Source organism: Nonomuraea sp. NPDC050783, from assembly GCF_040802095.1.
Taxonomy (GTDB): domain Bacteria; phylum Actinomycetota; class Actinomycetes; order Streptosporangiales; family Streptosporangiaceae; genus Nonomuraea.
Window position 1 is genome coordinate 13,820 of record NZ_JBFAHK010000016.1, and the last position, 12,138, is coordinate 25,957.

At 71.3% G+C, this 12,138-nt stretch carries 11 protein-coding genes; 6 read left to right on the plus strand and 5 right to left on the minus strand.

Translation table 11 applies throughout. From position 1 onward, the window contains the following. Positions 1–213 precede the first annotated feature (213 nt). The 4 genes from AB0H75_RS33990 (at position 214) to AB0H75_RS34005 (ending at position 4,910) form a co-directional block, all read left to right on the plus strand. A complete protein-coding gene (locus tag AB0H75_RS33990) occupies positions 214–2,115 on the plus strand; it encodes a ThiF family adenylyltransferase (RefSeq protein WP_367803575.1) in 1,902 nt (633 codons plus the stop codon). A 63-nt stretch (positions 2,116–2,178) separates the two neighbouring features. Continuing rightward, positions 2,179–3,522, plus strand: coding sequence for an ABC1 kinase family protein (locus tag AB0H75_RS33995; RefSeq protein WP_367803577.1), 1,344 nt, complete (start codon positions 2,179–2,181; stop codon positions 3,520–3,522). Positions 3,523–3,718: 196 nt separating this feature from the next. After that, positions 3,719–3,925 carry a hypothetical protein gene (locus AB0H75_RS34000; protein ID WP_367803579.1) on the plus strand — a complete coding sequence of 69 codons (207 nt, stop codon included), beginning with the start codon at positions 3,719–3,721 and terminating at the stop codon, positions 3,923–3,925. 283 nt (positions 3,926–4,208) lie between these two features. Beyond that, a complete protein-coding gene (locus AB0H75_RS34005) occupies positions 4,209–4,910 on the plus strand; it encodes a hypothetical protein (protein WP_367803581.1) in 702 nt (233 codons plus the stop codon). A 587-nt stretch (positions 4,911–5,497) separates the two neighbouring features. On the opposite strand, the gene AB0H75_RS34010 is transcribed toward AB0H75_RS34005, so the two are convergent. From AB0H75_RS34010 to AB0H75_RS34025, 4 genes are all read right to left on the minus strand, one after another. Next, positions 5,498–5,662 carry a hypothetical protein gene (locus AB0H75_RS34010; protein WP_367803583.1) on the minus strand — a complete coding sequence of 55 codons (165 nt, stop codon included), beginning with the start codon at positions 5,660–5,662 and terminating at the stop codon, positions 5,498–5,500. Positions 5,663–5,738: 76 nt separating this feature from the next. Then, positions 5,739–6,008 carry a WhiB family transcriptional regulator gene (locus tag AB0H75_RS34015; RefSeq protein WP_367803585.1) on the minus strand — a complete coding sequence of 90 codons (270 nt, stop codon included), beginning with the start codon at positions 6,006–6,008 and terminating at the stop codon, positions 5,739–5,741. A 507-nt stretch (positions 6,009–6,515) separates the two neighbouring features. Beyond that, on the minus strand, positions 6,516–7,385 hold the full coding sequence (gene tesB / locus AB0H75_RS34020; RefSeq protein ID WP_367803587.1) for an acyl-CoA thioesterase II: 870 nt from the start codon (positions 7,383–7,385) through the stop codon (positions 6,516–6,518). 167 nt (positions 7,386–7,552) lie between these two features. Next, positions 7,553–9,604, minus strand: coding sequence for an ATP-dependent DNA helicase UvrD2 (locus AB0H75_RS34025; RefSeq protein WP_367803589.1), 2,052 nt, complete (start codon positions 9,602–9,604; stop codon positions 7,553–7,555). Positions 9,605–9,760: 156 nt separating this feature from the next. On the opposite strand from AB0H75_RS34025, the gene AB0H75_RS34030 reads away from it, so the two are divergent. Next, positions 9,761–10,672: an alpha/beta hydrolase gene (locus AB0H75_RS34030; protein WP_367803591.1), complete on the plus strand. Its 912-nt coding sequence runs from the start codon at positions 9,761–9,763 to the stop codon at positions 10,670–10,672. 90 nt (positions 10,673–10,762) lie between these two features. Then, on the plus strand, positions 10,763–11,008 hold the full coding sequence (locus AB0H75_RS34035; RefSeq protein WP_367803593.1) for a mycoredoxin: 246 nt from the start codon (positions 10,763–10,765) through the stop codon (positions 11,006–11,008). A gap of 128 nt (positions 11,009–11,136) precedes the next feature. Here the strand turns inward: AB0H75_RS34035 and nudC are convergent, their stop codons facing one another. Beyond that, positions 11,137–12,108, minus strand: a complete 972-nt coding sequence (gene nudC, locus AB0H75_RS34040; protein WP_367803595.1) for an NAD(+) diphosphatase — start codon at positions 12,106–12,108, stop codon at positions 11,137–11,139. Positions 12,109–12,138 lie beyond the last annotated feature (30 nt).

Here is a 12,138-nt window from a genome sequence, read left to right on the forward strand (position 1 = left end):
ATGGTCTGGTGACCGCCTGGGTGACCGCCCGCCTGCTGCGCGCTTGTGCCCTGCCCGGCTGTCTCCGTCGCCCTCCGATCCGGTCGTCCGGACCTGGGTTTATGGACGCTCCGAAGCCGGAAAACCGGTGGTCGGGACGCTCCGGTGACCGGTTGTCCACAGGCGGGGCCGAACCGTCTCGGGATCATGCTCCGACGTGCGAACCTTCCCGCCATGAGGCCACGTGTGAAGCCCGCCCTGCGGCGCGTCCTGCGCGACGAGCAGACCCTCCAATACGGCGTGCACCCCCTTCGCGCCGTCCTGGTGTCCGGCCTGACCCGGCCGATCCGCCAGTGGCTGGAGTGCCTCGACGGCACCCGCGACCTGGATCGCGTCCTCGGCGCCGCGGCCGCCGCCGGTCTTGACGAACATCGTGCCCGCGCCCTGATCGACCAGCTCAGCGCCCAGGGCGCGCTGCACGACGCCGCCATCAGCCCGTCGGTCCTGCGCGACCTCACGCTGGCCGAGCGCGACCGGCTCAGACCCGACCTCGACGTCCTGGATCTCTCCTCCACCTCGCCCGACGGCGGCATGGAGCTGCTGGCCAGGCGGCGCGCCGCGCGGGTGCGGGTCTACGGCGCGGGCCGGGTGGGCGCCCAGGTCGTCGCCCTGCTCGCCGCCGCCGGCGTGGGGCACATCCGGGTGATCGATCCCGGCATGGTCCGTCCCGGTCACATCACGCCGGGCGGCCTGTCGTGGGCGGAGGTGGGGATGACGCGCGAGGAGGGCGCGGCGGCCGTGGCCCGCCGGCTCACCTCGGGCGGCCGTCCACCCCACCCCGCGCCGGACGACCCCACCGCCCCCGGTGACCCTGACCCGTCCGCCCCCACCGACCCCGGCAACCCATGCGACGCCACCACGTCCAGCACCGCTTCCAGCACCGCTTCCAGCACCACTGGTTTCAGCACCACCGGTTCCAGCACCACTGCTTCCGGCACCGCCACTTCCAGCACCGCTCTCGGCCCCGCCCGTCCTCAGCGCGCGAACGCCGCCGATCCTCAGCGGGCGAACGCCACCGGCCCTCAGCGCGTGAACGCCACCGATCGCCAGCGCGCGAGCACCGCCGGTCGCGCGGCTTCCCCCGCTCTGCCGCAACCGGTCCCTCCACGACGGGACGCCCCCGCATCCGGCCGCCATCGCACCACGGCCGATGACCAGCCGCCGGGTCCCCGGCGCGCACCGCAGGCAGCCGCTCCAGGCACCACTCCACCCGTCGAGCCCGGTGCCGCTGCTCCCTCGCGTCCGAGACCAGGCCCCCCGCCCGCCACGGCACCCGGGTCCGGGGCTGGGACAGGCGCCCGTACCGGTGCTGGAGCTGGGGGCGGTCGTTCTGGCATGCCGCCTGGCCCCGGGTCGCGGCAGGGGCGTCCCCTTCCGCCGCCGCCGAACAGTCGTCAGCCCTTCAGGCGCGGCCGGTCCGACATGGGGCAGGGCACGGACATGCGGTATCTCGGCAGGCCGCCGAGCCAGCGGGCCGCCGAGCTGGCCGCCAGGCAGGAGGCGCTCGCCCCGCCCAGGAAGCGGCGCCGGGGCCGGGACATCGACGGCCACGACCTCGTCAGGCCGACGGTCGAGGTACTTGCCGGGGGGACGTATCTTGGGGATCAATCCGATCGGCCGGATCTGGTGGTCATCGCGCCGGTCACGCCTCTGGACGGGGTGCTGGCCAACGAGTTGACCGCCCTGGGCATCCCTCACCTTCTGGCGGCCGCCTTCGAGGGGCACGGGATGGTCGGGCCGCTGGTCCTGCCCGGCAGGACCGCCTGCCTGCACTGTCTCGACCTCGCGCGGCGCGACCGCGACCCCACCTGGCCGATCGTGACCGCGAAGGTGGGCGGCTACCCACCGGGCGAGATCGCCTGTGATGTCGTCATGGCCGCTCTGGTCGCGGCCGAGGCGACCGGACACGTGCTTGCCCATCTCGATGGCAAGGAGTCCGCTGTGACCAACAGCACAATCGATGTAACACCTGATCGGTGTTGGCAACGAAGCTCGTGGCAGCTACATCCGCAATGTCGTTGTATGCGAAACAATCCTTATTCGCTAACAATGGACATGTCGCCCCACCGCGACTGACGTGCTCAGAGAACGACCACGAAGGGGGGAAGCGGCATCTCCGAGGAGGTTCCGCGCATCAGTGTGAGCGATCTTCCGCGCCGTGCAGTCACACGCTCCGCCAAGCTGGCCACGCTTCCCCTCGGGTTCGCCGGGCGCACCGCTCTCGGGCTGGGCAAGCGGCTGGGCGGCAAGTCCGCCGAGATCGTGGCGCAGGAAGTCCAGCAGCGTACCGCCGACCAGGTCTTCAAGGTGCTCGGCGAGCTCAAGGGCGGCGCCATGAAGCTCGGGCAGGCGTTGTCGATCTTCGAGGCCGCGTTGCCGCCGGAGATCGTCGGCCCTTACCGCGCCACGCTGACCAAGCTCCAGGACGCCGCTCCCCCGCTGCCGGTCGCCACCGTGCACAAGGTGCTGGCCGAGCAGCTCGGCGACGACTGGCGGGAGAACTTCCTCTCCTTCGACGACCAGCCGACCGCCGCCGCCTCGATCGGCCAGGTGCACAAGGCCGTGTGGCACGACGGGCGCGAGGTGGCCGTCAAGATCCAGTACCCGGGGGCGGGCAAGGCCCTGCTCGGCGACTTCGCGCAGCTCGCGCGGCTGGGCAAGCTGTTCGGGGTGCTGCTGCCCGGCCTCGACATGAAGTCCCTGCTGTCGGAGCTGCGCGAACGGATCGCGGAGGAGCTCGACTACCTCCGCGAGGCCCACGCGCAGCACGCCTTCGCCGGCGAGTTCGCCGGTGACCCCGACTTCCTCGTCCCCGACGTGATCGCGGCCAACGAGATGGTCCTGGTCACCGAGTGGATGGACGGCGTCCCGCTGTCGCGCGTCATCGCCGGGGGCACCAAGGAGGAGCGCGACCGGGCGGGGCTGCTCTTCGTGCGCTTCCTGTTCTGCTCGCCGGCGCGGGTGGGGATGCTGCACGCCGATCCGCATCCGGGCAACTTCCGCATGTTGCCCGACGGGCGGCTGGGCGTGCTCGACTTCGGCGCGGTCAACCGGATGCCCGACGGGTACCCGAGGGTGTTCGGGCAGCTCATGCGAATCTTCAACCAGGGTGACATGGAAGCCGTCGTGGCCGGGTTGCGCCAGGAGGGCTTCATCCGGCCCGAGATCGAGATCGACCCCGACGCGCTGCGGGCCTTTCTGGCGCCGTACGTGGAGCCGACGGCGGTGGAGGAGTTCACCTTCAGCCGGGAGTGGCTGCAGACCCAGGCCGCCGGTGTCGCCGATCTCCGTCCCGGGAACGTGGTGCGCCAGCTCAACCTGCCGCCGTCGTACGTCCTCATCCATCGGGTGCACGCGGCGGGCGTGGGCGTCCTCTGCCAGCTCAACACCACGGCCCGCTTCCGGGACGAGGTGATCCGCTGGGTCCCCGGCTTCGCCGACGACCCCGACGACGAGACCGACCAAGCCCTCGCTCTCAGCTGACCCGGGCATCTCCGGGCCTCTCTGCCGCCAGCCGGCTGGTTGATCGATCGACCGGCCGGTGGCCGGTTCTCCGGCGCCCGTGTCGCCTTGGTGACCTGCATAAATGGAGGAGGGGAATTCGTAGGACGGACTGTAACCGATGATGACTGTATGTAATCATGTGAGTGCGGTTCGTTGCCCTTACGAAAGGAAGACCATGCGTCGATCCACGCGTCTGCTCGTCGCCGCCACGTTGACGAGCGCAGGGATGTTCGCCGTCGCTCCCGCCGCCCAGGCCGCCGTCGATCCCGCCATCATCGCCGAGTGCCTGAGCTCCAGCGCCGGCGGTGTGACCCATCTCATGAGCCCGGCGGCGCCGGGCGGCCCGGTCGAACTGCCCACCATGCATTGTCTGACCCCCTGAGAGTCTCCTCTCACCTCGTGAGCCGCACGTACGGGCCTGCCGGCCGGAGCGGGTGAGTGATGGTTCACGGGGGTGAGGATCACGAGTGCGGCGGGTCGCCCGGCCTGGTCGATCGGGTGGCCCGCCGTTGTCGTGCACCGCGTCTCCGGGACGGCGAGTGGTGTCCGGGGGTGGCTGTCGTGAGTTCTTTCGGGGTGCTTACGTCTTCGGGCGGGCTCTCTGCCCGCCGGGCGATCGGGCGCATCATGGCGAGCGTTGTCGCCAAGAAGAAGGGCTTACCGGGATGGGATTTCATCGGGTCGCCGCGGTGGCGGGGTTGGTCTGCGCCCTGCTGCTCGTGGTCAACGCAGCCCGGCGGGGCGGGCTGGTGGCGGAGACCGCCCTCACGCACGCCATCGCGCCGTTCGCGGCTCTGGCGGGGTTGCTCGCCGTCACAGGTATCTACCTGGTCATCCGGGGTTCGGCCGGTGTCCTCGGGCTGGTCGGGTACGTGCTCAACTCGGCCGGGCTGGCCGGGGCGTTCGCGGTCGAGTACATCCTGCACTTCGTCTTTCCGTACCTGGGCGGGGGCACGGTGGCCGCGCTGGTGGCCGGAGGGACGGGGAGGGCGTTCCTCGTCACGTCGGTCGTGCTGGTGATGGGTGTGGTGGTCTTCGGGGTGGCCGCCGTCAGGAGCGGGACGATGCCGGTCGTGGCGGTGGGGCTGTACGTGGTGGGAATGCTGCCGGGGTCGTTGCGGAATCTGGTGCCGGAGCCCGTCTATCTGGGCGGACTGCTGATGGCGGCGCTGGGGGTCGCGGGGATGGCCCTTCGGCTCTGGTCCATAGGAGAGGAGACAGCCGCCCGAACCGCCGCCGGATCGGGCGTGAAGGTAGGCAGGGCGGCCGGAGGACCGATGGTCCGTGGTGGCATCGTGGCCGGTGGCGTACCCGGTGGTGTGGCCGGTGGCGTCCCCGGGGCGGAGCGAGGCCCCATCAAGGAGTGAGGCCCGCCAAGGAGTGAGGTCTGTCCAGGAGTGAGGCCCCGCACCGGTCTGCGGTACCGAGACAGGGCTGAGCACCGGAACGGAGTGAGAAACCCAGGACAGGGCCCGGCGCCGGAACAGGGGCCCGGCGCCGAGACGGGGGCCCGGCGTCGAGACGGGGCCCGGCGCCGGCTGAGGCAGCGGTCCGGCGCTGAGGCAGCGATCCGGCGTCGAAACGGGGTCTGGCTCCGGTACAGCGGTCTGGCGCCGGAACAAGAGCCTGGTGCCGGGTCAAAGCCGAGCACTGGGACAGGTCCAGGCGCCGGGACAAAGCCGGGCGCCGGGACAAGGCCGGGCACTGGAGCTGGGTGAGAAGCCCGGGACGGGCGGGGCTGGAACGCGGTGAAAGGCCCGAGCCGGGGCGGGCGTCGCGACCGCGGGAAAAGGTCCGCACGGGTCCGGGTGCCGGGGCTAGGTGTGGAGCCCGGGCGGGGTGGGTGTTGGGCCGGGCCGTTGGTTGGTTGGTCAAAGGAGGGGAGAACGGCGGAGCCGGGCGCGGAGTCGCGCCCGGCTCTGCTGCTGGTCGGCCGATCTGGCGGGGAAAGCGGTCACCACTGCCGGAGCAGGGCCTCCCGGAGGCGGGTGTTGGCCTTCTGGACCTGGCGTCGCGCCCGCTGCACCCGGCGGATGCTCAGCGCGAGACGCTCCTCCTCCGCCTCACGGTGGAGGGTTTGTATTCGGTCGTACACGAGGTCATGGATGAGATGGGACATGGTGTTGCTCCTCGTCGGTCGAGTGCTCATCGGTTGTCGCTTTCTGCTTGAAGTGGTGCGGAACGTACGGTGTGGGTCACGCCGCGACCGGGTGCTTGCGGGGACGCCCGCGCGGACGCTTGCGGGGAACGACCGTCCCGCGGAGGATCAGCTCGCCGCCCCAGACGCCCCACGGCTCCTCGCGCTCCAGCGCGCGGTCCAGGCAGGCCTTCTGGATCGGGCAGCCGCCGCAGAGCGCCTTCGCGAACTCCACGTCCTCCGGCGACTCGGCGAACCACAGGTCAGGGTCGGTACGACAGGGGATCTTGGCTTCGTCGATCAGGTCCGTGATCGTCTTCGCCCCCATCTTTCTTCTCCTTCGATCGATCTTTTTGATCTTTGTTGGACACCTCTTAGGTGGTCGGGATCTCGGGGCAACAAAAGGGCCGCGGATCCGTGTCTGTGGATCCGCGGCCTGGAGGCTACTGTGCCGGTCAGGTTATGACCGGTATGTCCCTCCAGGGATGCGGACCGCACAGTCCACCCTTGGTGAGCTGGTTGGCCGGCAGTTCGATACGTGCTGCGTAGACAGGGGCCCCCTGCGGAGCGGCAGCGCCGATGCGCACATGCGCACGGAAGGCGGCGGCCTGGCTACGGGCAGACTTCTCCTGCCGCAGCTTGGCCGGCCCATCGACGAGCCTCACCAAGTCACGGCATGCGGAAGCGAGCCACTGCGTGGCGGACATCTGAGTGCTCATCACGGGGCTCACCTCCACTCTCTGGATCGTCGGAGACAGGTGTCTCCGACTCGCTTGACCATGACCCTAAACCGGGAAGCCCGGAACGGGCAACATATTTTCTACCTGCGATTTCGCTACTTCATGGGGCGGATCATGGCCTCTTGGACGACGGAGACCACGAGCTGACCCGACGCGGTGAACATCTCACCGCGCGCCAGCCCCCGCGCCCCCGCCGACCACGGTGACTCCTGAGCATAGAGCAGCCAGTCGTCGGCCCTGAAGGGGCGGTGGAACCACATGGCGTGGTCCAGCGAGGCGCCCATGACGTTGGACATGCCCCACGCCATGCCGTGGGCCAGCAGGATCGTGTCGACCAGGGTGAAGTCGGAGGCGTAGGCGGCCAGCACGACGTGCAGCAGCGGATCGTCGGGCAGGTCGGCGTCGTAGCGGAACCAGACGTTGGTCTTGGCGCTGCGCAGCGACGGGTCGTGGTAGGCCTCCCAGGTCAGCGGCGAGGCGTACCGGGAGTCGACGGGCCGGGGGCGGGCGACGAAGTCGCGGAACTCGGGGTGGTCGCCGACGAGGGCGTACATGCGCTCCTGGAACGTGGGCAGCGTCTCGGGCGCCGGCACGTCCGGCATCATCGACGCCTGGTGCTCCGCGCCCTCCTCCGCGATGTGGAACGACACCGACATCGTGAAGATCGCCTTGCCGTGCTGCACGGCCTGGACCCGGCGGGTGCTGAACGAGCGCCCGTCGCGCACCCGCTCCACGTTGTACACGATCGGGATGGACGGGTCGCCGGGCCGGATGAAGTAGGCGTGCAGGGAGTGGACGAAGCGGTCCTTGGCCACGGTACGCCCGGCCGCGACGAGGGCCTGCGCCGCCACCTGGCCGCCGAAGACGCGTTGGATGCGCTCCTCGGGGCTGCGGCCCCGGAAGATGTCGAGCTCGATCTGCTCCAGGTCGAGCAGGTCGAGCAGCTCCTTGAGCGCCTCGTTCACGTGTCGGTCCCCCTCGTGCGTCCCGGCCGGAGCCCGATTTCCGGCCCTGGACCAAGTCGTCGATCCCGGACAGGTCTCCGGTTCTGCCATAAGTGTGACGTGCCGCCGGATTCGGTCCGCATCCGGCCCGGCATGTCCGATGATTACCGGCTCTGGTCTTCCGCTCGTCACGCCCCCGTGCCGCGGCACAACGACAGGACGGCCTCGCCGTACCGGTCGATCTTGACGCGGCCGATGCCCGCGATCGACAGCAGCTCCTGCTCGGTCGCCGGGGCGCGTTCGGCGATGGCCTGCAGCGTCACGTCGGTGAACACGACGTACGGCGGGATCTTGGCCTCCTTGGCCGTGGCCGTCCGCCACGCCTTGAGCCGCTCCAGCAGCCCCTCGTCGTAGTCGGCGTGGCAGGTGGCGCAGCGGCCCAGCTTCTGCTCGGCGGCGGCGACCAGCGTCTTGGCGCAGACGCGGCAGCTCACCGGCGCGGCCACGGTGCGGCGCTCCCGGCCGGCACCGGCAACGGCGGGGGCGGGACGCGGCGGGGCGGCGCGGCCGGTGAGCCCCTCGATGAAGCGGGAGGGGCGGCGGCTCTTGCGCCCGCCGGGCGCGCGGGCCAGCGACCAGGAGAGCGTCAGGTGCTCGCGGGCCCGGGTGATGCCGACGTAGAGGAGGCGGCGCTCCTCCTCGATCTGCTCGGGCGTCTCGGCGTAGATGATGGGCAGCATGCCGTCGGTGAGGCCGACGAGGAACACCGCGTCCCACTCCAGGCCCTTGGCGGCGTGCAGGGAGGCCAGCGTGACGCCCTCGACGGGCGGGGCGTGCTGCTCGGTGGCGCGGCGCTCCAGCTCGGCGACGTAGGCGGGCAGGTCGGCGCCCTCGGCGGCCATGTCCTCGGCCAGATCGGCCAGGGCCTTCAGCGACTCCCAGCGCTCCCTGGCCTTGCCGCCGCCGGGCGGCGACGGGGTGAGGCCGACGCCCGCGAGGATGTGGTGCACCTCCGAGGCCAGCGGCTCGCCGGCCGCCGAGCGGGCCGCGCCGCGCAGCAGCACGACGGCCTGGCGCACCTCGGGGCGCTCGAAGAAGCGCTCCGCGCCGCGCAGCATGTAGGGGATCTCGGCCTTGGCCAGGGCCTCCTCGTACGCCTCGGACTGCGAGTTGACCCGGAACAGCACCGCGATCTCGCGGGCCGGCACGCCCTTGTCGAGCAGCTTCCTGATGGCCCTGGCCACCCCGGCGGCCTCGGCCGGCTCGTCGTCGTAGTCGGCGAAGACCGGTTTGGGGCCGCCGGGCCGCTGGGCGACCAGCTCCAGCCGGTGGGGCGACTTGCCGCGGGCGATGACCAAGTTGGCCAGATCGACCACCTGCGGGGTCGAGCGGTAGTCGCGCACCAGCTTGATGACGGCGGCCTGCGGGTGCTCGACGGCGAAGCCGGTGAGGTAGCGCGGGCTGGCGCCGGTGAAGGAGTAGATGGTCTGGTTGGGGTCGCCGACGACGCAGATGTCGTCGCGGCCGCCGAGCCAGGTGTCGAGCAGGAGCTTCTGCAGCGGGTTGACGTCTTGGTACTCGTCCACGACGAAGTAGCGGTACTGCTGGCGGATCTGCGCCGCGACCTCCTGGTGCTCGGTCATCACGGCGGCGGTCAGCTCCAGGATGGTCTCGAAGTCGACCAGGTGGCGCTCGCGCCGGAGCTGCTCGTACGCCTCGTACAGCCGGGCGACCTCGTCGGCGGCCACCGGTGGCGTGCGGTGGTGCTTGGCCGCAGCGGCGGAGTAGTCCTCCGGGCCGACCTGGACGACCTTGGCCCACTCGATCTCGGCGGCGATGTCGCGCAGCTCGGACCGCTCGGTGCTGCGCCGGGCCAGGCGGCACGCCTCGGCGAGCACCGGCAGCTTCGACTCGATGACCGACGGCGCCTGGCCGCCGATCACCCGCGGCCAGAAGTAGGTGAGCTGGCGCAGCGCCGCGGCGTGGAAGGTGCGGGCCTGCACGCCGGGCGCGCCGAGCGCGCGCAGCCGCTGGCGCAGCTCGCCCGCCGCCCGCGTGGTGAATGTCACAGCCAGCACGCTCTGCGCGTCGACGACCCCGCTGCGCACGGCGTACGCGATCCTGTGGGTGATCGCCCTGGTCTTGCCCGTGCCGGCCCCGGCCAGCACGCACACCGGGCCCCGCACGGCCTCGGCGACCGCGCGCTGCTCGGGGTCGAGGCCGCTCAGGACGTCGTCCACATGTGTCACCCTTCCATCTTCCCAGCACTGGCGTCCTACGGCTTTATTCTGGCAACATGCCGGCCGTCGTATGTTCTTGGTCAACGAGATGCAAAGAACTGGTCTCTTCCCCCACAATGGGGCCGACCATTGAGCAGCATGGGGGAAAGGAAGGCCGTGCGGATAGCGGTTCACGTGGGCGCTCTCGCGCTCGCCGCCGTTGCGCTCACACCCGTCAGCGCGAGCGCGACGGCGCAGGAGCCCACCCCCTCGCCCACCGTCGCCGTCCCGGCGACCTCGGACGACGTGTACGGCCTGAGCACGGAGACGATCGCCTACGGCCCGCACCGGCGCCAGCAGATGGACGTCTGGTGGACCCCCGACGGCCAGCAACGGCCCGGCGTGTTCCTCATCCACGGCGGCTGGTGGTCCAGCGGTGACAAGCGGTACATGAAGGAGATCACCCGCGGTTACGCCGAGCTCGGCTACACCGTCTTCAACGTCAACTACCGCCTGTCCGGCGACGCGCCCTGGCCCGCGCAGCGCACCGACGCGCTGGCCGCGATCGCGGCGGCGCGCAAGCACGCCGAGCGGTGGTCGTTCGACCCGGGCAACTACGTGGTGGTCGGCTTCTCGGCGGGCGGGCACATCGCGGCCGCGGTGGGCACGTACGGCGACGGCGTCAGCGGCCTGAAGGGCGTGGTCGGCCTGTCGCCGATCATCTCCCCGCTCCAGGCCTTCACCGACGGCGACAGCAGGAAGACCACCGACCGCGGCAGGCGCAAGCTCCGCCATGCCGCGATCAAGCTGGCCGGTGGCTGCGCGCCCAAGGGCAAGTGCTCGCGGGTGTGGGCCAGCATGGAGGTGGCCTGGCACGCCAGCCGCCACGACGCGCCGGTGCTGACCATCCACTCGCAGGACGAGTTCGTGCCGCCGGAGCAGAGCATCCTGCTCAGGGACCAGCTCGCCAAGGTGGGCGTGCCGGTCACCGTGCTCACCCAGCCGGGCGCCAACCACGCCACGGCGCTCTACCGGGAGCCGGGCGTGGCCGAGCGCGTCCAGACCTGGATCTCCGAGCGCATCGGCTAGCTCTCCCGGGGAAGTAAGGGGATTAACCCAGGCATGTCGTGTTGTTGCACGGGACGCCTGATTTCCTGACCTGGGAGGGATTCACCCGACATGGCGCTCACGGTCTACAGCACCACCTGGTGCGGCCCCTGCAAGCGGCTCAAGGCGCAGCTCACCCGTGAGGGCATCAGCTTCGACGAGGTGGACATCGAACGCGACCCGTCCGCGGCGGAGTTCGTGATGAGCGTCAACAACGGTAACCAGACGGTGCCGACCGTGGTGATCGACACCCCCAAAGGCCGCGTGGTGCGGACGAACCCGTCGGCGCTGGAGGTCAAGGCCCTGCTCGGCCGCTGACCGGCCGCTGACGGGCACCGGCCGCAGGCCCGGGTCATAAGCCCGGGTGTCAGGCCCGGGTCGTAAGCCGGGGTCGCAGGCCCGGGTCGCAGGAGCCGGGCTCACCCGCCGGACGACAGGCGCCGGGCTCACTCGTCGGCGAGCGGCCCGCCGTACCACGTCTCGATGAGGCGGCGGGCGATCGACACCGCCGGCGGCAGGCGCAGCTCGCCGGACTCCAGCGCGGCGGCCAGCTCCTCGCGGGAGTACCAGTGCGCCTCGGCGATCTCCTCGGTGTCCGGCCGGAGCTCGGTGGTGACCGCCTCGGCGAAGAAGCCCAGCATGAGGCTGCGCGGGAACGGCCACGGCTGGCTGCCCAGGTAGCGCGGGTTGACGACGGTGACGCCGACCTCCTCGGCGACCTCGCGGACCACCGCGTGCTCCAGCGACTCGCCCGGCTCGACGAACCCGGCCAGGATCGACAGCCGCCCCTTGGGCCACTGGGGGCCGCGGGCCAGCAGGCAGCGGTCGGCCTCGTCGCGGATCAGCATGATCACGGCGGGGTCGACGCGCGGGAAGTGCTGGCTGCCGTCGCGCGGGCAGACCCGGACGTGGCCGCCGGCCTGGATGGCGGTGCGGCTGCCGCAGCGCGGGCAGAACTCGTGGGTGGCGTGCCAGGCCTCCAGCGCGACGGCGTAGACCAGCAGGCCCGCCTCGCGGTCGCCGAGCAGCCCGCCCACCTGGCGCAGCCCGGCCGCCACCGGAACGCCCTCGGGGGTGTCGCCCAGCCGCATGGCGAACGTCACCCGGCCGTTGGCCTCGGTCTTCGCCACGCCGGGCAGCGGCGCGGTCACCGCGAAGTAGGCGACGCCGCCCTCGACCCCCAGCAGGAAACGCGGCCCCTCCGGCGCCTCCTCCGGGCCGAACAACACCGCGTGCACCTCGTCGCCCGTGCGGCGCACCAGCGTGTGACCGTCGTCGACGACCAGGACCCTGGTCGCCGGGTCGGACCAGGCCCGCTCCAGCCAGCGCTCGTCGGCGCGCAGCGCCGCGGACCGGTCGATGGTGCCGCGCGCGAGGAGCAGGGGTCCGACGAGTTGTTCTCCTGTGGTGGTCTCCACTGGTGCGCCCCCTCTTGAGTCCGGTGTCAT

Bases quoted from the DNA above. Each gene is read 5' to 3' on its own strand.
- AB0H75_RS33990 (WP_367803575.1), top strand. From the start codon at position 214: ATGAGGCCACGTGTGAAGCCCGCCCTGCGGCGCGTCCTGCGCGACGAG.
- AB0H75_RS34000 (WP_367803579.1), top strand. From the start codon at position 3,719: ATGCGTCGATCCACGCGTCTGCTCGTCGCCGCCACGTTGACGAGCGCA.
- AB0H75_RS34005 (WP_367803581.1), top strand. From the start codon at position 4,209: ATGGGATTTCATCGGGTCGCCGCGGTGGCGGGGTTGGTCTGCGCCCTG.
- AB0H75_RS34010 (WP_367803583.1), bottom strand. From the start codon at position 5,662: ATGTCCCATCTCATCCATGACCTCGTGTACGACCGAATACAAACCCTC.
- AB0H75_RS34015 (WP_367803585.1), bottom strand. From the start codon at position 6,008: ATGGGGGCGAAGACGATCACGGACCTGATCGACGAAGCCAAGATCCCC.
- AB0H75_RS34035 (WP_367803593.1), top strand. From the start codon at position 10,763: ATGGCGCTCACGGTCTACAGCACCACCTGGTGCGGCCCCTGCAAGCGG.